This window comes from Brevundimonas sp. GW821-FHT09G01 (assembly GCF_059416065.1).
Genome location: NZ_JBWKOL010000003.1, coordinates 274,564 through 294,366 on the forward strand (window position 1 = coordinate 274,564; position 19,803 = coordinate 294,366).

Here is a 19,803-nt window from a genome sequence, read left to right on the forward strand (position 1 = left end):
GAGAATGGAGCGTTCTGGGAGTTGTCGATCCCTACAGGATCGACTGGCCGGTCTTGCCCCAGTCCGCCAGGAAGGCATCAAGCCCCTTGTCGGTTAACGGGTGTTTGACCAGCGCCTTGAAAGTGTCCGCCGGCAGGGTCGCGGCGTCGGCGCCGGCGAGCGCGGCGGCCGAGACGTGGTTCGGATTGCGCAGCGACGCGGCCAGGATTTCGGTTTCGAAGCCGTGGATGTCGTACAGGGTGCGAATCTCTTCCAGCAGCGCGATGCCGTCGGCGCCGTGGTCTTCCAGACGGCCGACGAAGGGCGAGATGAAGGTCGCGCCGGCCTTGGCGGCCAGCATGGCCTGGGCGGCCGAGAAGCACAGGGTGACGTTGGTCTTGACGCCCTTGTCCGAGAAGGCCCGCGCGGCGCGCAGCCCGTCCCACGTCAGCGGCAGCTTCACCACCACGTTCGGGGCGATGGCGGCCAGCTTGTCGCCTTCCTTGACCATGGTCTCGAAATCGGTCGCCACGGCCTCGGCGGAGATCGGCCCCTCGACCAGGGCGCAGATTTCAGCGATGACCTCCGCGATGTTGCGCCCGGACTTTGCAATCAGCGTGGGATTGGTGGTCACGCCGTCCACCATTCCGGTGGGCAGCAGGTCCTTGATGACGGCGACGTCGGCGGTGTCGAGGAAGAGTTTCATGGGCGGGCTTTTAGCGGAGAGGGGAGCGCGGTGAAAGTCGCATCCGTCCTGATTCCGCTGCCGGTGCCCGAGGCCTTCGACTACGAGATCCCCGACGGCGTCGAGGTGGCGCGGGGCGATCAGGTGGCCGTGCCGCTGGGGCCGCGCCTGATCCGGGGCGTCGTGGCGGAAGCGCGAGAGACCACGGGGACCAATCGCCGGCTCAAGGCCATCGATCATGTTCTGGACGAGCCGCGCCTGCCCGAACGCACCGTGGACTTCGTCGAATGGGCGGCGCGCTGGACTCTGAGCGCGCCCGGCGAGATGGCCTCGGCGGCCCTGAAGGGCCTGCGCGCGCCGCGGCCCCGGCCCGAGCGCCGGGTGCGCAGGGTCGGCGACCGGTCGCCTGTCCGCCCCACGCCGGCGCGCACGGCGGTGCTGGAGGCGCTGGGCCGAAAGTCCATGCCCGGCCCTGATCTGGCGCGGGCGGCGGGCGTCTCGTCCGGCGTCGTGAAGGGCCTGCTGGACGAGGGCGTGCTGGAGACGATCGAGATCGAGGCGATCGCCGCCTTCGACCCGCCCAATCCGGACCATGCGCCGGCGACGCTGAATCCGGATCAGGCCGCCGCCGCCGAGGCCGTGGCCGACGCCGTGACGGCCGGCGGCTTCGTCCCCTTCCTGCTGGACGGGGTCACCGGCTCGGGCAAGACCGAGGCCTATCTGGAGGCCGCCGCCCGCGCCCTGAAGGCCGATCCGGCGGCGCAGGTCCTGATCCTGCTGCCCGAGATCGCCCTGACCCAGGCCTTGATCGAGCGCATCGCGACCCGCTTCGGCGCCGCGCCCGCCGAATGGCATTCCGGCGTCGCCCCGCCCCGCCGCCGTCAGGTCTGGGAGGCGGTGCAGGCCGGTCGTTGCAACATCGTGGTCGGCGCGCGCTCGGCCCTGTTCCTGCCCTATGCCAACCTGCGCCTGATCGTTGTCGATGAAGAGCACGACGGCTCGTTCAAGCAGGAGGAGGGGCTGGTCTATCACGGCCGCGACCTCGCCGTGGCCCGGGCGCGGATCGAGGGGGCGACGGTGGTGCTGGCCTCGGCCACGCCGTCGCTGGAGACTCTGTGGAACGCCCACCAGGGCCGCTATCGCTGGCTGAAGCTGGCCGCGCGGCACGGGGCGGCGGTGCTGCCGGACATCGCCCTGCTGGACCTGCGCGCCGCGCCGCCTGACCCCCAGACCTGGCTGTCCCAACCGCTGCGAGAGGCTATCGGCGAGACCCTGGCCCGGGGGGAGCAGACCCTGCTGTTCCTCAACCGGCGCGGCTACGCCCCGGTGGTCCTGTGCCGCGTCTGCGGCCACCGCCTGACCGCGCCAGACACCGACAGCTGGCTGGTCGAGCACCGTTACACCGGACGACTGGTCTGCCACCTGACCGGCTTTTCCATGCTGCGGCCCAAGTTCTGTCCGTCCTGCGGCGCCGAGGACTCGCTGGTGTCGGTCGGACCAGGCGTCGAACGGGTCGAGGAGGAGGTGCGCAACCTGTTCCCGCAGGCTCGCACGGCGGTGTTCAGTTCCGACACCGTGCCTGACGGCAAGTCGGCCCGCGCCCTGATCCAGTCGATGGCCGAGGGCGAGATCGACATCCTTGTGGCCACCCAGGCGGCGGCGAAGGGGCACAACTTCCCCCACCTGACCCTGGTCGGGGTGGTGGACGCCGACCTGGGCCTGCGCGGCGGCGACCTGCGGGCGGCCGAGCGGACCTTCCAGCTGCTGACGCAGGCCACGGGCCGGGCGGGGCGGGCGGACAAGCCGGGCAGGGCCCTGCTGCAGACCTGGACGCCGGAGCATCCAGTGCTGCAGGCGCTGGCGGCGGGCGACCGCGACGGCTTCGTCGACGCCGAGATGGCCGAGCGCGAGGCGGCTTCCCTGCCGCCCTACGGCCGGCTGGCGGCGATCATCCTGTCGGGCGAAAATCCCCAGGCGGTCGAAAAGGTGGCCCGGGACCTGGCCGAGAACATTCCCAACGCCGAGCGGCTGGAGGTCTATGGCCCGGCCGACGCGCCGCTGGCGCTGGTGCGCGGCCGCCGACGCAAGCGGCTGCTGGTCCGCGCCGACCGCGATGTCGACCTGCAGGGCTTCCTGCGGGTGTGGCTCAGCCGGGTGAAGGTGCCGGCGTCCGTCCGGCTCAATGTTGACGTGGATCCGTATAGTTTCCTGTAGGGCGCTATCGCTCGCCGCGCGGCGGCTCGCGGCTTGAGCGCAGTCCGCTCATCTTGAGGGATTGGCGGCGCGCGAAGCGCCAGGCCGCGTCGGGTCGGGAGGCCCGGAGGGCCGACGGTCCGCGGCCCAGCAAAAACGCGCTGGCCTTGCGAAGCGAGGTCAGCGCGGTCCCGTGAGCTTGATCTCGAACAGGCTGGGCCAGTTTTTGCCTGTGACGAACAGGCGGCGGCCGACAGGATCCCAGGCGATGCCGTTCAGAACGTCGTCGCGAGGATCCATGCCCGTACGGTCGGGCAGCAGGCCGGTCAGGTCGATGACGCCTTTCACCACGCCCGTCGCCGGGTCGATGCGGACGATGAAGTCGGTCTGCCAGATGTTGGCGAAGACCTCGCCCTCGACCCATTCCAGCTCGTTCAGCTTGCCGAGCCGATGGCCGTCCAGTGTGACCTCGACCTGGCCGGTCTGGGCCAGGGTGCGGCCGTCCAGGAAGCGCAGATGCGGCGCGCCGTCGGACAGGATCAGGCGCTCGCCGTCGGTGGTCAGGCCCCAGCCTTCGCCGTCATAGGCGAACTCGCCACGGGGGCTCAGGTCGGCGGGGTCCCAGATGAAGCCCTTGCCGTCGGTCCAGGTCAGGGTCAGCAGCCGCCCGTTCAGCTCCGTCAGCCCCTCGCCGAAGATGGCCGGGTCGAGGACGCGCCGCTGCAGCACGGCCCCGTCCTCCAGCCGCACCTTGCGGATGGTCGAGGGGGAGCGGCCGGTGCTTTCGTACAGGGCGCCGTCCCGCCAGATCAGGCCCTGGGTGAAGGCATGGGGGTCATGGGGATAGGTCCGCACCACCTCGAAGCCGTAGTGGGGCGTCGCGGTGGGCGCGGGGGCGGCCCGAACGGCGGGCGCGGCCTGTTGGGCCAACGCCGCCGCGGGCGCCGAAGCGAGCAGGGCGGCGGCGAAAAGGATCAGCCGCCGCATGCTCAGACTCCGGGCTCGGCCGTCTCGGCCTTGTTCAACTGGGCCTGTCGGGCCGCGAGGGCCGCCTCCTTCTTCTTGGCGGAGGCCCGGCTGAGCATGTTCAGGCCCTCGACCAGGGCCGAGAAGGCCATGGCGGCGTAGATGTAACCCTTGGGCACATGCACGCCGAAGCCGTCGGCGATCAGCACAGCGCCGATCATCAGCAGGAAGCCCAGCGCCAGCATGACCACGGTCGGGTTCTTGTCGATGAACTCGGCCAGCGGGTCGGCGGCCAGCAGCATGGTCAGGACGGCGACGACGACGGCGATCATCATGACCACGACATGGTCGGTCATGCCGACGGCGGTCAGGATCGAATCGATCGAGAAGACCAGGTCCAGCAGGATGATCTGGAAGATGGCCGCGCCGACATTGTTGATGACCACGTCCTTCTTGTCCTTCTCCAGAAGGTCATGGGACGGGGTGGTGTCGGTGGCGTGGTGGATTTCCTTGGTGGCCTTCCAGATCAGGAACAGGCCGCCCGCGATCAGGATCAGGTCGCGCCAGCTGAAGGCGGTGTCGAACGCGGGCTCGCCATGGCTGTTCAGCGCGCCGTGGATGCCGAGGTCGAAGACCGGCGCGGTCAGGCCGACGATCCAGCCGATGGTGGCCAGCAGGCCCAGTCGCATGACCAGGGCCAGGCCGATGCCGATGCGGCGAGTGCGCTGGCGATGCTCGGGCGGCAGTTTGTTCGACAGGATCGAGATAAAGATCAGATTGTCGATGCCGAGCACCACCTCCATCACCACCAGGGTGATGAGCGCCGCCCAGACGGTCGGATCGGTGAAGAAGACGGAGAAGTCGAACATCGGTGGGGATTTTCCTGGAGCGTAACGCTGAAACTCATCTGTAGCGGTGCAGTTGCGGGTGCGGCAATGCGGCGGGATGTGGCGGCCTGTCTCGGTTGCGGCGGAACGGCAGGGGTGCTATCAGGCGCCCGGCTGAACCGGAGGATGCGTCGCAAGGCGCGTCCCCGGTGTGCTTTCTTCAAGCATTTCATGCCTTTGATCGACGCGGACACGCGGCCGGTCGACCAACCCGAACGCTAACCCGCGCGGACTTTATAAGTGGCTGACGATTTCAGAACGACGGAAGTCGGCGAGCGCTATGCACAGGCGCTGTTCGACCTGGCAGACGAGACGGGCGTCCTGGACGCCGTGCGAGCGGATCTGAAGTCCCTGCGCGCCGCCTGGGCGGAGAGCGCGGACCTGCGCCGCCTGGCCACTTCGCCGGTGATCGCCGCCGAAGACCAGGGCAAGGGCCTGACCGCCATCGCCGACAAGGCGAAGTTCAACGCCGTGACCAAGAATTTCCTCGGCCTGCTGGCCCAGAACGGCCGCGCCCGCGACCTGACGGGCGTGATCGCGGGCTTTGAGGCGCTGTACGCGAAGAAGACAGGCGTCGTCGCCGCCGAGGTCGTGTCCGCCCAGACGCTGACCGCCGCCCAGCTCAAGACCATCCAGACCACGCTCCGCACCTCGCTGGGCAAGGATCCGGAACTGACGGCCCGCGTCGACCCGGCGATCCTGGGCGGCCTGAAGGTCAAGGTCGGCTCGAAGCTGTTCGACGCCTCGCTGAAGACCAAGCTCGACCAGATGAAGTTTGCCCTCAAGCGCGCGTAAGCGCGCACCGACAACAAGAATGCAGCGCGCCTGACGGCCCGCCCTGAGACGAAGACAGAGAGATCCAAATGGACATCCGCGCCGCCGAGATTTCGGCCATCCTCAAGTCGCAGATCGCCAACTTCGGCGTGGAAGCGGACGTTTCGGACGTCGGCCAGGTGCTGTCGGTCGGCGACGGCATCGCCCGCATCCACGGTCTGGACAACGTCCAGGCCGGCGAAATGATCGAGTTCCCGAAGGCCGGCGTGAAGGGCATGGCCCTGAACCTGGAGCGCGACAACGTCGGCGCGGTTATCTTCGGCGCCGACACCGCCATTGCGGAAGGCGACGAAGTCCGCCGCCTGGGCGAGATCGTGGACGTTCCGGTCGGCAAGGGCCTGCTGGGCCGCGTCGTTAACCCGCTGGGCGAGCCGATCGACGGCAAGGGCCCGATCCAGTTCACCGAGCGCCGCCGCGTGGACGTGAAGGCCCCGGGCATCATCCCGCGCAAGTCGGTGCACGAGCCGATGCAGACCGGCCTGAAGGCCATCGACACCCTGATCCCCGTCGGCCGCGGCCAGCGCGAACTGATCATCGGCGACCGTCAGGTCGGCAAGACCGCCGTCGCCATCGACACCATCCTGAACCAGAAGTCGGTCAACGCTTCGGACGACGAGTCCGCCAAGCTGTACTGCATCTATGTGGCCATCGGTCAGAAGCGCTCGACCGTCGCCCAGATCGTGAAGACGCTCGAAGAAGCCGGCGCGCTGGAATACACCATCGTCGTGGCCGCCACGGCGTCGGAACCGGCCCCGCTGCAGTTCCTGGCCCCGTTCGCCGGCACCGCCATGGGCGAGTATTTCCGCGACAACGGCATGCACGGCCTGATCGTCTATGACGACCTTTCCAAGCAGGCCGTCGCCTATCGCCAGATGTCGCTGCTGCTGCGCCGTCCGCCGGGCCGCGAAGCCTACCCGGGCGACGTCTTCTACCTGCACAGCCGCCTGCTGGAGCGTTCGGCCAAGCTGAACGCCGACAACGGCTCGGGCTCGCTGACCGCCCTGCCGCTGATCGAGACCCAGGCCAACGACGTTTCGGCCTACATCCCGACCAACGTGATTTCGATCACCGACGGCCAGATCTTCCTGGAATCCGACCTGTTCTACCAGGGCATCCGCCCGGCCGTGAACGTCGGCATCTCGGTGTCGCGCGTGGGCTCCTCGGCCCAGACCAAGGCGATGAAGAAGGTCGCCGGCACCATCAAGGGCGAGCTGGCCCAGTACCGTGAAATGGCCGCCTTCGCGAAGTTCGGCTCGGACCTGGACGCCTCGACCCAGAAGCTGCTGGCCCGCGGCGCGCGTCTGACCGAGCTGCTGAAGCAGCCGCAATACAGCCCGCTGACCATGGAAGAGCAGGTCGTGTCGGTCTACGCCGGCACCCGCGGTTACCTGGATACGGTCGCCGTCGGCGACATCGGCCGCTTCGAGTCGGAGCTGCTGGCCCGCGTGAAGTCGTCGAACCCGGGTCTGCTGGAAGGCATCCGCACCAAGAAGGACCTCACCGCCGAGCTCGAAGCCGAGCTGAAGTCGGTGCTGGAAGCCTTCACCAAGACCTTCGCCTGAGACCGGACCGGATAGCGAGAAAGTAGCGCCGGATGGCCAGCCTCAAGGAAATGCGCAATCGGATCGACAGCGTGAAGTCCACGCAGAAGATCACGAAAGCCCTGAACATGGTCGCCGCGGCCAAGCTGAAGCGCGCCCAGGACCAGGCTGAAAGCGCCCGTCCGTACGCCAAGAAGATGGCCGCCGTGATCGCCAATCTGGCGGCCGGCGTGTCCGGCGACGGTGCGCCCAAGCTGCTGGCCGGCACGGGCAAGGACCAAAAGCACCTGGTCGTGGTCGCCACCGGCGACAAGGGTCTGGCGGGTGGTTTCAACACCAACGTCATCCGCGCCGCCAAGGAACGCATTAACGGCCTGATCGCCGCCGGCAAGGACGTCCGCATCGTCGCCGTGGGCCGCAAGGTTCGCGACGGCCTGTCGCGCCTGTACGGCGACAAGCTGATCCGCACCTTCGAGATGTCGGACCACAAGATCGTCGGCCTTCCCGCCGCCGAGCCGATCGCCGCTCTGATCGCCGAGGAATTCGAAGCCGGCAACGCCGACGTCGTGACCCTGTTCTACAGCCGCTTCCAATCGGTCATCTCGCAGGTGCCGACGCCCAAGCAGCTGATCCCGGCGGTCGTCGACGGCGACGCCGAGCCGATCAACCTGAACGGCGCCGTCTACGACTACGAGCCCTCGGAAGAGGAAATCCTCGACGTCGTCCTGCCGCGCAACATCACGACCCAGGTGCTGGCCGCACTGTACGAGAACCAGGCCAGCTTCTTCGGCGCCCAGATGGGCGCCATGGACAACGCCACCCGCAACGCGGGCGACCTCATCAATGCCCTGACCCTGCAGTACAACCGCAAGCGCCAGGCCCAGATCACCACCGAACTGATCGAGATCATCGCCGGCGCTGAAGCGCTCTGATCCGACTCCCGCACAGACAAGACTTTCCGAACGGAACGAACCGATGACCGACACCGCCGCCCCGAAGAAACCCGCCGCCAAGAAGCCCGCCGCCCCGAAGGCTCCGGCCGCCGCGAAGACGCCCGCCGCCGCACAGGCCACGGCGGCTGTCGCCACCGGCCGCATCTCTCAGGTCATCGGCGCCGTCGTCGACGTTGAGTTCGACGGCCACCTGCCGGCCATCCTGAACGCCCTGACGACCCAGAACATCGACCAGAAGACGGGCGAGCCCTTCACCCTGGTTCTGGAAGTCGCCCAGCACCTCGGCGAGAACGTGGTCCGCACGATCGCCATGGACACCTCGGAAGGCCTGACGCGCGGCCAGCCGGTGACCGACACGGGCACCTCCATCCTGGCGCCGGTCGGCCCGGGCACGCTCGGCCGCATCATGAACGTCGTCGGCGCGCCGATCGACGAACAGGGCCCGATCAAGACCACCATGTACCGCCCGATCCACCGCGAGGCGCCTTCGTTCGAAGAGCAGTCGACCTCGTCGGAAATCCTGGTCACGGGCATCAAGGTCATCGACCTGATGTGCCCCTACACCAAGGGCGGCAAGACCGGCCTGTTCGGCGGCGCCGGCGTCGGCAAGACCGTCACCATGCAGGAACTGATCAACAACATCGCCAAGGCGTACGGCGGTTATTCGGTTCTGGCCGGCGTGGGTGAGCGCACCCGTGAAGGCAACGACCTGTACCACGAGATGATCGAGTCCAACGTGAACGTGGACCCGGCCAAGAACGGCGGTTCGACCGAGGGCTCCAAATGCGCCCTGGTCTACGGTCAGATGAACGAGCCCCCCGGCGCCCGCGCCCGCGTCGCCCTGACCGGCCTGGCCCAGGCCGAGTACTTCCGCGACGAGGAAGGCAAGGACGTGCTGCTGTTCGTCGACAACATCTTCCGCTTCACGCAGGCCGGTTCGGAAATGTCGGCTCTGCTGGGCCGCATCCCGTCGGCCGTGGGCTATCAGCCGACGCTGGCCACCGAGATGGGCAACCTGCAGGAACGCATCACCTCGACCAAGAAGGGCTCGATCACCTCGATCCAGGCCATCTACGTTCCCGCCGACGACCTGACCGACCCGGCGCCCGCCGCCTCGTTCGCCCACTTGGACGCCAAGACCGTTCTGAGCCGCGACATCGCCGCCCAGGCCATCTTCCCGGCCGTGGACCCGCTGGACTCGACCTCGCGGATCATGGACCCGCTGGTCATCGGCGAGGAGCACTACCGCGTCGCCCGTTCGGTCCAGGAAGTCCTGCAGTCCTACAAGGCCCTGAAGGACATCATCGCCATCCTGGGCATGGACGAGCTGTCGGAAGAGGACAAGCTGGTCGTCTCGCGCGCCCGCAAAATCTCGCGCTTCCTGTCGCAGCCGTTCTTCGTGGCCGAGCAGTTCACCAACTCGCCGGGCAAGTTCGTCTCGCTGGAAGACACGATCCGCTCGTTCAAGGGCATCGTGGCCGGTGAATACGACCACCTGCCGGAAGCGGCCTTCTACATGGTCGGCGCCATCGAGGAAGCCGTCGAGAAGGCCCAGAAGCTGGCCGCGGAAGCCTGATCATGGCCGGCAAGCTGAGCTTCTCCCTCGTCTCGCCTGAACGCGAGGTCTTCGCGGGCCTCGTGGACCAGGTCGATGCGCCGGGCGTCGAGGGCGACTTCGGCGTCCTGGCCGACCACGCGCCCTTCATGACCGCCCTGCGCGAGGGCGTGGTCACGGTCATTGACGGCGGTTCGCGCCGTCAGTTCGAGGTGCACGGCGGTTTCGCCGACGTGACCCCGGCCGGCCTGACCATCCTGGCCGAAAAAGCCTCGGAAGTGGCCGCGGCCTGATCGGCCCCGCAAATCTGATCTGAATATCCGGCGGACGCCCAGCGCGTCCGCCGGATTTTTCTTGTTCGCCCCGGCTCTTGACCCCCGCGCCCGGCGCCCTAGATAGCCCCAGCAAGACGAGGCCACGTCCTCGCCCCCGTGCTCCGGCGCCGGGTCAAGTCCGGGACGGCCCGGCCCTTTGCAAGGAGGGCCGCAACCCATGGCCTGGATCTATCTTCTCATCGCCGGCCTGCTCGAGATCGTGTGGGCCTATTTCATGAAGCAGTCGCACGGCTTCACCCGCCTGTGGCCCAGCGTCGCCACGCTCGGCTTCATGACCGTCAGCTTCGCCCTGCTGTCCATCTCGATGAAGACCCTGCCCATGGGCACGGCCTACGTCATGTGGACCGGCATCGGCGCGGTCGGGGCCTTCGTCGTCGGCGTGGTCCTGCTGGGCGAGCAGATCAACCCGCTGCGCATCCTGGCGGCGGTGCTGGTGCTGTCGGGCCTGGTGTTGTTCCGCCTGGCGCCGGGCGGCGGCGCCCACTGACGTTGCGGTGGGACGGGGCGGGTGTCAGGGTCTCCACAGGGAGGCCCCGATGCTCGAAATCCGTCCCAACTGCGAATGCTGCGACCGCGATCTGCCGTTCGATAGCGCCGACGCCCGCATCTGCACTTTTGAATGCACCTTCTGCGCCGACTGCGTGGAGACGCGGCTAAAGGGCGTCTGCCCGAACTGCGGCGGCGGGTTTGTGGCCCGACCGATCCGGCCCGCGCATCTGCTGGCGAAATATCCGGCCTCCACCGCGCGGGTGCTCAAGCCCGAGGGTTGCGTGGCGGCCTAGATCAGCAGCGCCGCGAAGGTCGCCGCCACCTGCTCATAGGCCGCCCGCTTGAACGGCACGATCAGGTCGGGCGCCTCGTCCAACCGGCCCCAGCGCCAGGCGTCGAACTCGATCTCGTCGTGTTGCTCCAGGTCGATCTCGGACTCCTCGCCGGTGAAGCGGAAGGCGAACCATTTCTGCTTCTGGCCCTTCCAGCCGCGGGCCTGCTTCGAGCCGCCGTACCCTTCGGGAAAATCATAGGCGACCCATTGGCTGATCTCGCCGATCAGTTCCGCCGAGACCACGCCGGTCTCCTCGGCCAGTTCGCGGCGGGCGGCGGTCTCATAGTCCTCGCCGTCATCCACGCCGCCCTGCGGGAACTGCCAGTTATGGGGTTCCGGCGTCCCGGCCCGCCGCCCGTACCAGACGCGTCCGTCCGGATGGAACAGCACGACGCCGACGTTGGGGCGGTAGAGGGACAGGTCGGTCATGGGGCCCGAGGCGGTAGGAATAGGCGATAGGGCTTTGTAGCAGGTCGTTCGGCCGCGGCCCTACGGCCTTACCGTCCCGGCCGCTGCGTCATCGCGCTCGCCGGAGCCAGCTGCAGTCCGCGCGCTTCCAGGCCGGCGGTCCAGCGGGCCACGGCCTCGACCGTCACCGGATAGCTGAAGCCCGTGCCCATGGCCTGCCCGCGCGCCTTGGCGAGGGCCTCCAGCGCGTTCAGCTGGCCGACGATGGAGGCCGGGGTCTGTTCCTCGTCGATGACGCGGTTGGCGCTGGCGCGGGCCCAGGCGCCCGGCTTGCGGCTCATGGAGCCGTCGTCGATGAAGGCGAGGCCGCGCGCGCGCAGCATGCCCATGAAGGCGTTCATGCCCTCGTCCGAGGTCTGGAAGCGGTCGCCCAGATAGTTGGTCACGGCGAAATAGCCGGTGGCGCGGCTGAGCAGCCAGTTCATCTTGGCCGTCACATCGGCGGCGTCGGCCGAGGACAGCAGGGTGTAGGGGCCGGGATCGTTCGACGGATAGCCGGTGGGCTCCATCGGCATCTCGATCATCACCTCGTGGCCCTGGGCGCGGGCCAGGTCGATCCAGCCCTGCAGGCCCTCGGCATAGGGGACGAAGCTCAGCGTCACCTCGGCGGGCAGGCGCTCGATGGCGGCGCGGGTGGTCACGGCGTTGAGGCCGAGACCGCCGACCACCACGGCCACGCGCGGGCGGCCGTTGGCGCTGAACGGGCGGGCGTAGGCCTGGGCGGGCACGCGGCCGTCGCTGGCGATGCGCGGCAGGACGCCGTCCGGACCCGGCTGGTGCAGGCCGGCGATGGGCGCCTGGGTCAGGGGTTGGGCGGCGATGCGCGGGGCGGTCACCGGCGCGCCGTCGCCCGACACGCTGGCGCCGTCGGGCAGGGTGATCATGGCCTGGCCCATGGCCGATGGATCCAGCGTCCCGTCGCCGGCCGTCAGGTCCTCGTAGGCCCCGCCGTTCATCGAGAAGGCGTCCAGACCGGATGGGGCGGGCGCGCCGGCGGCGGCCTCCCGCTTCAGGGTGGCGCGGGCCGAGGGCGCGCCGGCGCGCGGATCGCCCAGCACGGTGATGAACAGGGCGGCGGCGGCGAGCAGCAGCAGGCCCGCGCCGGCGACGGCGACCGGCGGCTTCTTCAGCAGGCGGCCGAGCGGCGCGAGGCGGTCGCGCAAAGGAATCTTCACCGGCGGAGCTCCGGCGGTGGCGGCGAGGGCGGACTGGCGCTTGGCGAACATGGACAGGTGAGCACGCTCGATGGGCGGGACCCGCGCACGCGGACCCCTTCGAGGCTCACATTGCCGAGCGCCGGTTAAGAAACCCTAACGGCGCGTTAGCCATGTGGGGGCTTATTCGCCGGGGCTTCCCGCCGCGCCGTTGTCGGCCAGCACCGTGCCGGGCGCCGAGGTGACGATGCCCTCCGGGGCCGCCGCCAGCCGGGTCAGCTGACCGCCCGCGCGAAGCACGTCAAAGGCGCGCTCCAGCTGGTAGTCCTTGTCCTTGTCATAGGCCTCGCCCGGGGCCTCGTGCGGCACGTGGGCGCCCTTGCGTTCGGCCCCGATGGAGGCGTCCAGCGCCGTGGCGTAGGCCGCCTCGGAATAGATGAAGCTGGAGCGCGAGATGATGCGCGCCTCGGCTTCCGAACGGGCCACTTCCAGGTCCGGCTCGATGCCGATCTTCTGGATCGACGCGCCGGACGGCGTGTAGTAGCGGGCGGTGGTGATCGACAGGGCGCCGTCGGCGCCGTTGCGCAGCGGGATCACCGTCTGCACCGAACCCTTGCCGAAGCTGGTCAGGCCCACGACCGTGGCGCGCTGGTGGTCCTTCAGGGCGCCGGCGACGATCTCCGAAGCCGAGGCCGAGCCGTAGTTGATCAGCACCACCAGCGGCAGGCCGTTGGTCAGGTCGCCCGGGGTCGCGGCGTAGCGCTGGATCTGGTCCGGCTTGCGCCCGCGCTGGCTGACGATCTCGCCACGTTCCAGGAAGGCGTCCGACACGGCGATGGCCGCGTCCAGCAGGCCGCCGCCGTTGTTGCGCAGGTCGAGGACATAGCCCTTCAGCGCCGGGTTCTCGGTCTTGAGCTTCGCGATCGTCTCGCTGAGTTCGCGGCCCGTGTTCTCGTTGAAGGTCGAGACGCGCAGATAGCCGAAATCGCCCTCGACGCGGCCGGTGACGGATTCGATGCGGATGACCTCGCGGGTCAGGGTCACTTCGCGCGGCTCTTCGCCGTCACGCAGGAAGGTGACCTTGATCGTGGTGCCCACGGCGCCGCGCAGCTTGTCGGAAACCTGGCTGACGGTCAGGCCCGAGGCGCTCTGGCCGTCGATGGCCGAGATGACGTCGCCGGCGTTGACGCCCGCGCGGGCGGCCGGGCCGCCATCCATCGGCGAGATGATCTTCACCAGCCCGCCTTCCGAGGAAATGGTCAGGCCGACGCCCGAATAGTGGCCCTCGGTCCGCTCGCGCAGATCGCCGTAGCCTTCCGGCGGCAGATAGTTGGAGTGGGGGTCCAGCGCCCCCATCATGCCCTGCAGCGCCGCCTCGATCAGCTTCTTATCGTCGACCGGCACGACATAGGCCTGCTCGACAATGCCCAGCACGTCGCCGAACAGGCCGATCATGCGGAAGGCTTCGTTGCGCGGGGTCTGACCGGCGGCGGTCGCGGCCCCCAGGCCGACCACGGTGGCGGCGGCGGCGCCGATCATCAGCAGCTTGCGCATTCGTCTTCTTCTCAGCGGACCGGGGAGGCGGTCTTACAGGGCGGCAGTTAGGTCCCGGGCGACGACGAAATCGTGGCCGATCCGGAGACGGTCGATAAAATCAGCGTCATCAGCGGATGGGAAGCGGATTCGCCCGTTCGGAGCCCGACCGGAGTCAATTCAACCACGGCGCCGGATCGACCGCGCGTTCGTCGCGCCGCAGCTCGAACCAGACCTCTCCGTCGGGGGCGGTGCGGCCCACGGCCTGGCCGTCCGAGACCCGGGTCCCGGTCTCGACCGAGACCTCGTCCAGCCCGGCGATGACCGCGCGCCAACCGGGGCCCAGGTCGACGATCACCACCTGTCCCCAACCCGACAGCGGGCCGGCGAAGACCACGCGTCCGGCCGCGGGGGCGCGGGCCTCCAGCTGGTTTGCGCTCCAGCGCCATCCGTTCGAGCCGCGTCCGAAACGGGTCGAGGGCGCGCCTTCGACCGGGGCGGTCAGGCGGCTGCGCCCCGCGGGCAGGCGGGCCACCGTCGTCGGCGCGTCGGTCTCCGGCGCGGGCACGGCGGCGCCGAGCGCGTTCAGCCGGGCTTCCAGCGCACGCCCGGCCCGTTCCGCCTGCACGGCCTCGGCGCGCAACACCGCCTGCAGCGCCGCCTTGCGCGCCGACAGGCTTTCGATCTCGCCGCGCCGGTCGCCCCGCGCGCTCTCGGTCGTGAACAGCTGCTCGCTGTTCAGGGCCGCCAGCCGCCGGATGCGGGTCAGCTCGGCCTGCTGATCCGCCAGGGCCTTGGCCCGGCTTTGCAACTCGGGGGCGATGGCGCGTAGCAGGATGGAGGCCCGCACCGCGTCCACCGCCTCGTCGGCGGGCACCAGCAGGGGGGGCGGCGGCTTGCGGCTCATCATCTGCAGGGCCGACAGCAGCCGCGCCTGCCGCCCGCGCGCCAGCGCCAGGCGCGCGACCAGCTCGCTCTCGCGCTGACCCAGTTCGCGCAATCGCGCCCGCTGGGCGGCGATCAGCTGGTCGTCGGCGCTGACGGCGGCGGTCAGGCGGCCCAGCTCGCGTTCCAGGGTTCCGATCTCGGCCGCCGCGTCGTCGGCCTCGGCCCTCAGGCGGCGGGCGCGGGCCTGCTCGTCGCGGAACTCAGCCTGCAGGCGCGCGACTTCGCCCCGTTCCTGCGGCGCCGCGGCGGCGACGGGCAGGGCGATCAGGCCGACCATGGCGATGGCGATCAGGGGACGCATCAGACCATTTTTGCTTCGGGTTGCTCCAATCCGAATCCAAAAAATGGTCCGGCATAACTCTGGAGCGAAATCTGAGCCCGGATGCTGCGCATCCAAACCGATTTCGCTCTAGTCCCTATGGTAAGGCGATCCGGCCAGGATGGTCACGGCGCGATACAGCTGCTCCGCCAGCATCGCCCGCGCCAGCGCGTGCGGCCAGGTCTGGGGGCCGAAGGCCAGGGTCGATCCCGCGGCTTCGCGCACGCTGGCGTCCAGTCCGTCGGCTCCGCCGATGGCGAACACCAGCCGCCGCTCGCCCCGGTCCCGGAGCAGGGCGATATGGTCGGCGAAGGCGCGGCTGGAGAAGGTCTTGCCGCGTTCGTCGCAGGCGATCAGGTGCGCGCCCTCGGCGGCTTTGAGGATCAGCTCGGCTTCGAGCGCCTTACCCGGCTTGCGGGGCTCCAGATCGATCAGCTCCAGCGGCCCGAGACCCAGCGCCCGGCCCGCCAGGGTGGCGCGCTGGGCGTAGTCCTCGGCCAGCATGGCTTCAGGCCCGCGTCCCGGCTTGCCGATCGCGATGACGCCCAGCTTCATGGTCGGATCAGGGGATCAGGCGCGGCTGTCGGTGCGGTGGCCGCTCTCGACCGACCAGATCTTCTCGATGTTGTAGAAGGCGCGCACTTCCGGGCGGAACAGGTGGACGATCACGTCGCCGCCATCCAGCAGCACCCAGTCACAGTGCGGCAGGCCGGAAACCTTGACCTTGCCCAGGCCCTTTTCCTTCATCAGCCGCTGCAGGTGGTCGGCCAGGGCGCCGACGTGGCGGTGCGAGCGGCCCGAAGCCACGATCATGGCGTCGGACATGGGGCTCTTGCCGCGCAGGTCGATCAGGACGATGTCCTGCGCCTTGTCATCGTCAAGCTTGCCCAGGATGGCGTTCTCGAGGTCCGTCAGGCCGACGGGGAGGGGAGCCTGCTGACCGTCTTCGGAGTGGACGGGTTCGATCTCGTCCATCTCGTGCGCCGTGTTGGAGACGGCGTCATCGTGCGCGTCATACGCGGTAGAGGGGGTCAGCGGAGGGCTCCGGGGGTCGTTACTAAAGGGGCAGTCTAGCACGGACGGCCCCCGCCGTCACGCACCGCGGCTCTTGGCGGCCGCGCGCAGCGCCGTGGACGAGCGCGGATTGAGCGGCGCGGTCAGATAGGTCCAGGCCGGAGCCTCCATCGACGACAGCAGCCGGGCCTTCTGGGCGGGCACGCGGGCGTCGGCGAAGCGGGCCGACGCCGGTGCGGTGCGGCTGTCCAGCATCGAGCCCGGGCGAGCGATCACCGCCACCGGCATCAGCCGCATGATGTCCGTCCAGCCGCGCCATTTATGGAAGCTGGCCAGGTTGTCCGAGCCCATCAGCCAGACGAAATTCACCCCCGGATGGCGGGCGACGAGGGCGCGCAGGGTGTCGATGGTCCACTGGGTGCCCAACCGCGTCTCGACATCGGAGACGATCATCGACGGGCCGGAGGCCGCCAGCTGGGCCGCCTGTCCGGCGGAGGCCATTCGCTCGGCCAGCGGGGCGCTGTCGCGGGCGTCCTTCAGGGGGTTCTGCGGCGACACCAGCCAGATCACCCGATCCAGCCCCAGCCGCCGCAGGGCCGTTTCGGCGACATGGGCGTGACCGTCGTGGGCGGGATTGAACGAGCCGCCGAACAGGCCGACCGACATGCCGGGGCGCAGGTCCAGGCCGTCGCGCAGCGCGCCCCTGCGGGGGCCGGCGATCTTCGGCGCGGGACCGGCGTGGAAGAAGGGCAAGGCGGGCTCGCGCGACTTATGCTCATCCGCGCCCTAACACGCGGGATCGTCCGTGTCGCCTCAGTTTCGTCGTTGCCCCCCGATGCTGACAGCAGGGTGGCGGCAGCCCCGGCGCAGGTTCGGTCCCTACAGGGAGGACTCCATGACTGACGCATCGCTTCGCCCCGGCCGCCGGGGCGTCCTGAAAGCCGCCGCCGGCCTCGCCGCCGCGCCCGCCCTGGTCGCCGTTCCCGCGCGCGCCCAGGTCCCGGCGCGCGCGGGCGAGTTCGACTTCCTGTCCGGCGAATGGCGTATCCGGAACCGGCGCCTCAAGGCTCCGGGCGACTGGGACGAGTTCGACGGCGAGGCGACCTGCTGGAACATCCTGGGCGGCGTGGCCAGCGTCGAGGAGCTGCGCATCCCGGCGAGGGATTTCAGCGGCATGGGGCTGCGCACGCTCGACGCCGCCAACGGCGTCTGGCTGGACTACTGGATGAACGCCAGGACCGGCGTGCCCGGATCGACCGGCACGCCCGGCCGTTTCGTGGACGGCGTCGGCGATTTCGACGCCGCCGAGACCGACGATCAGGGAACGGTCATCTACCGCGGCTGCTGGGACCAGATCACCGCCACGAGCTGCCGCTGGCGTCAGGGCGCCTCCCGCGACGGTGGCGCGACCTGGGACTGGAACTGGATCATGCAGTGGAGCCGGGTCGCCTAGATCCTGTCAGCCGGCGAACCCGGCGCAGTGCGGCTGCATGTGCGCCTCGTACTCCACCAGGCTGCCGATCTCGGCTTCCTCGCGCAGCGCCTCGACCCGGTCGCGGTCCTCGATCTCGTTCGGCTCCCAGCGGCCGGGGCCCGTGCAGCGCCCCTGGGTGCCGTAGCGCTGCGGCCGGTTCTCGCTGACGGCGATCCGGTCCCAGAGATAGGCGTAGTTGCCGCGCGTGACCTCGCCCGATGCGACCAGCGGCTCCATCAGGGCCAGCACGTGCCGCTGGAAGTCGCGATCACGGTCGGCGTGCTGGGCCATCAGCCAGGCCGAGCTCGAGGCTCGTTCGCCCGTGGCTGAGATCGTGAACCAGCCGTTGGCCGCCACATCGGCCTTCAGCCAGGCGGTGTTGTCACGGTCGGTCAGGCAGGTGGCTCGCATCAGGCGTGACATCACCCGTCCCTTGGCGCCGGGGCTCAGTTCGCCCCAGATCTGCGAGCCGCCGGTCCAGCTGTGGCGGTACAGCTGGTCGCGCGCGGTCCGGCGCAGCAGCTCCCGCGACCGCGGGCTGGTCTCGCTCTCGAGTTGCGCATAGCGGTCCGAGACCCATTTGAACGGCTCTTCGGTGGCGACCTGGCCGTGTTCGATCCCCTCGGCGAACAGGTCCCATTTCGCCCAGGCCTCGGCCGCCGCCGCGCGATCGTCGTCGAAAGCCGCCGGGTCCGCCGCGATCATGGCGGCGGCGAGGTTGGCCTGGAGTTCGGCCTCCGCCTCTGACAGGCAGCGGCCGTTTCCGTCGATCACGGCGCCACGGAAGACGGCGTCGGACAAGGCGCTGAGGTCAGCGCCCTCAGCCTTCAGCGCCATGTAGTCGAAGGCTCTCGCGGCGTCGGCGTCCTCGGCCAACGCCGCGAGGGCCGGAGTCAGTTGCGGCGGCGTCTGCGTGGGCGCGCTCTGGAACCCGGAAAGGATCATACAGACCGCCATGGCGGCGACCGTCAGCGCAGCGTGTCGAACCATCGAAGAGCCCCTCATTCTCCTTTGGGAGAACAGGGGCGTTTCAAGGCAGGATCAAGGCGCCCAGCCGCCGGGGGTCTCGACCACGCCCTCGTCCTCGTCGTCCACCCGGGTCAGCTCGCCGCGCGTCTTGCGCACCTCGTTCCAGGCCGCGCGCAGAAGCGGGGTCACGCCCTCGCCGGACACGCCGGACACCAGGAACGGTCGCTTGCCCGATACGGCCTCCAGCTCGGCGGCCTTGGCGTCGCGCTCTTCCGGCGACAAGGCGTCGATCTTGTTCAACGCCAGCAATTCCGCCTTGTCGGCCAGGCCCTCGCCGTAGGCGTCCAGCTCGCCGCGGATGATCCGGTATGCTCCGGCCACGTCCTCCTGCGTCCCGTCGATCAGGTGGATCAGCGAGGCCGAGCGTTCGACGTGGCCCAGGAAGCGGGTGCCCAGACCCGCGCCCTCGTTGGCGCCCTCGATCAGGCCCGGGATGTCGGCGATGACGAAACGCTCGGTGGGCGACAGGTCGACCATGCCCAGGTTGGGCACCAGGGTCGTGAACGGATAGTCGGCGATCTTGGGCTTGGCCGCGCTGGCGGCTGACAGGAAGGTCGACTTGCCGGCGTTGGGCAGGCCCGCCAGACCGATGTCTGCGATCAGCTTCAACCGCAGCCAGATCCAGCGCTCCTGGCCTTCCTGGCCCGGATTGGCGTAGGTCGGCGCCTGGTTGGACGGGCCCTTGAACCGGGTATTGCCCCAGCCGCCGTTGCCGCCCTTGAGCAGCATCTCGGTCTTGCCGGCGTAGTCCATGTCCAGCAGGACCGTCTCCTTGTCCTCGTCCAGCACCTGGGTGCCGACCGGGACCTTCAGGATCACGTCCTCGCCCTTGCCGCCGTGCATCTGGCGGCCCTGGCCGTGGTGACCGGTTTGGGCCTTGAAATGCTGCTGGTAGCGGAAGTCGATCAGGGTGTTCAGGCCGTCCATGGCCGTGATCCAGACGTTGCCGCCGTGGCCGCCGTCGCCGCCGTCCGGCCCGCCGTTGGGAATGAACTTTTCGCGGCGGAACGAAACGGAGCCCCCGCCGCCGTTGCCGGAGCGGATATAGATCTTGGCCTGGTCGAGAAACTTCATCGGCGGCTTATGCCGCAAGAGAGCGGCGATTTACAGGCG

Annotated in this window: 21 protein-coding genes; 9 read left to right on the plus strand and 12 right to left on the minus strand. The window is 69.3% G+C overall.

All coding sequences use genetic code 11. The annotated features are described in order from the left end of the window. Positions 1-31 precede the first annotated feature (31 nt). The gene (gene fsa, locus AC07NB_RS08740) at positions 32-685 is read right to left on the minus strand and encodes a fructose-6-phosphate aldolase (RefSeq protein ID WP_494570408.1); all 654 of its coding nucleotides are present in this window, start codon (positions 683-685) and stop codon (positions 32-34) included. Between the two features lie 30 nt (positions 686-715). Between fsa and AC07NB_RS08745 the strand changes: the two genes are divergently transcribed. Next, on the plus strand, positions 716-2,878 hold the full coding sequence (locus AC07NB_RS08745) for a primosomal protein N' (protein ID WP_494570407.1): 2,163 nt from the start codon (positions 716-718) through the stop codon (positions 2,876-2,878). Positions 2,879-3,037: 159 nt separating this feature from the next. Here the strand turns inward: AC07NB_RS08745 and AC07NB_RS08750 are convergent, their stop codons facing one another. After that, entirely contained in the window at positions 3,038-3,844 is an 807-nt protein-coding gene (locus tag AC07NB_RS08750) for a glutaminyl-peptide cyclotransferase (RefSeq protein ID WP_494570406.1), read from the minus strand. Between the two features lie 2 nt (positions 3,845-3,846). Beyond that, positions 3,847-4,692 (minus strand): TerC family protein, encoded by an 846-nt coding sequence (locus AC07NB_RS08755; protein ID WP_291836906.1) that lies wholly within the window; start codon positions 4,690-4,692, stop codon positions 3,847-3,849. Positions 4,693-4,950: 258 nt separating this feature from the next. On the opposite strand from AC07NB_RS08755, the gene AC07NB_RS08760 reads away from it, so the two are divergent. From AC07NB_RS08760 to AC07NB_RS08790, 7 genes are all read left to right on the plus strand, one after another. Further along, the gene (locus AC07NB_RS08760; protein ID WP_492311813.1) at positions 4,951-5,505 is read left to right on the plus strand and encodes a F0F1 ATP synthase subunit delta; all 555 of its coding nucleotides are present in this window, start codon (positions 4,951-4,953) and stop codon (positions 5,503-5,505) included. 68 nt (positions 5,506-5,573) lie between these two features. Further along, positions 5,574-7,106 carry a F0F1 ATP synthase subunit alpha gene (atpA, locus tag AC07NB_RS08765; protein WP_291836902.1) on the plus strand — a complete coding sequence of 511 codons (1,533 nt, stop codon included), beginning with the start codon at positions 5,574-5,576 and terminating at the stop codon, positions 7,104-7,106. A gap of 32 nt (positions 7,107-7,138) precedes the next feature. After that, positions 7,139-8,017, plus strand: coding sequence for a F0F1 ATP synthase subunit gamma (locus AC07NB_RS08770; protein WP_492311812.1), 879 nt, complete (start codon positions 7,139-7,141; stop codon positions 8,015-8,017). Between the two features lie 43 nt (positions 8,018-8,060). Next, entirely contained in the window at positions 8,061-9,614 is a 1,554-nt protein-coding gene (atpD, locus tag AC07NB_RS08775) for a F0F1 ATP synthase subunit beta (RefSeq protein ID WP_291836898.1), read from the plus strand. Positions 9,615-9,616: 2 nt separating this feature from the next. Then, entirely contained in the window at positions 9,617-9,886 is a 270-nt protein-coding gene (locus tag AC07NB_RS08780; RefSeq protein ID WP_291836897.1) for an ATP synthase F1 subunit epsilon, read from the plus strand. A 199-nt stretch (positions 9,887-10,085) separates the two neighbouring features. After that, entirely contained in the window at positions 10,086-10,415 is a 330-nt protein-coding gene (locus tag AC07NB_RS08785; protein WP_291836895.1) for a DMT family transporter, read from the plus strand. Positions 10,416-10,464: 49 nt separating this feature from the next. Continuing rightward, complete coding sequence (locus AC07NB_RS08790) at positions 10,465-10,710, plus strand: DUF1272 domain-containing protein (RefSeq protein ID WP_494570405.1); 246 nt, start codon at positions 10,465-10,467, stop codon at positions 10,708-10,710. Here the strand turns inward: AC07NB_RS08790 and AC07NB_RS08795 are convergent. The 7 genes from AC07NB_RS08795 to AC07NB_RS08825 form a co-directional block, all read right to left on the minus strand. Further along, positions 10,707-11,180 (minus strand): RNA pyrophosphohydrolase, encoded by a 474-nt coding sequence (locus AC07NB_RS08795; RefSeq protein WP_494570404.1) that lies wholly within the window; start codon positions 11,178-11,180, stop codon positions 10,707-10,709. The genes AC07NB_RS08790 and AC07NB_RS08795 overlap by 4 nt on opposite strands. 68 nt (positions 11,181-11,248) lie before the next feature. Next, the gene (locus tag AC07NB_RS08800; RefSeq protein ID WP_494570403.1) at positions 11,249-12,445 is read right to left on the minus strand and encodes a divergent polysaccharide deacetylase family protein; all 1,197 of its coding nucleotides are present in this window, start codon (positions 12,443-12,445) and stop codon (positions 11,249-11,251) included. Between the two features lie 111 nt (positions 12,446-12,556). Continuing rightward, positions 12,557-13,927, minus strand: coding sequence for a S41 family peptidase (locus AC07NB_RS08805; protein ID WP_291840026.1), 1,371 nt, complete (start codon positions 13,925-13,927; stop codon positions 12,557-12,559). A gap of 154 nt (positions 13,928-14,081) precedes the next feature. Then, complete coding sequence (locus AC07NB_RS08810; protein WP_492311809.1) at positions 14,082-15,155, minus strand: murein hydrolase activator EnvC family protein; 1,074 nt, start codon at positions 15,153-15,155, stop codon at positions 14,082-14,084. 108 nt (positions 15,156-15,263) lie between these two features. Continuing rightward, a complete protein-coding gene (gene rlmH, locus AC07NB_RS08815; RefSeq protein ID WP_492311808.1) occupies positions 15,264-15,728 on the minus strand; it encodes a 23S rRNA (pseudouridine(1915)-N(3))-methyltransferase RlmH in 465 nt (154 codons plus the stop codon). Positions 15,729-15,743: 15 nt separating this feature from the next. Next, positions 15,744-16,148: a ribosome silencing factor gene (gene rsfS / locus AC07NB_RS08820; RefSeq protein ID WP_291840035.1), complete on the minus strand. Its 405-nt coding sequence runs from the start codon at positions 16,146-16,148 to the stop codon at positions 15,744-15,746. Between the two features lie 117 nt (positions 16,149-16,265). Then, positions 16,266-16,940 (minus strand): nicotinate-nucleotide adenylyltransferase, encoded by a 675-nt coding sequence (locus AC07NB_RS08825; RefSeq protein ID WP_494570402.1) that lies wholly within the window; start codon positions 16,938-16,940, stop codon positions 16,266-16,268. Positions 16,941-17,082: 142 nt separating this feature from the next. Here AC07NB_RS08825 and AC07NB_RS08830 point away from each other — a divergent pair, with 142 nt between their 5' ends. After that, the gene (locus AC07NB_RS08830; RefSeq protein ID WP_494570401.1) at positions 17,083-17,640 is read left to right on the plus strand and encodes a DUF1579 domain-containing protein; all 558 of its coding nucleotides are present in this window, start codon (positions 17,083-17,085) and stop codon (positions 17,638-17,640) included. A 6-nt stretch (positions 17,641-17,646) separates the two neighbouring features. On the opposite strand, the gene AC07NB_RS08835 is transcribed toward AC07NB_RS08830, so the two are convergent. Next, positions 17,647-18,651 (minus strand): DUF6624 domain-containing protein, encoded by a 1,005-nt coding sequence (locus AC07NB_RS08835; protein WP_494570400.1) that lies wholly within the window; start codon positions 18,649-18,651, stop codon positions 17,647-17,649. A gap of 51 nt (positions 18,652-18,702) precedes the next feature. After that, entirely contained in the window at positions 18,703-19,764 is a 1,062-nt protein-coding gene (obgE, locus tag AC07NB_RS08840; protein ID WP_494570399.1) for a GTPase ObgE, read from the minus strand. Between the last annotated feature and the right edge of the window lie 39 nt (positions 19,765-19,803).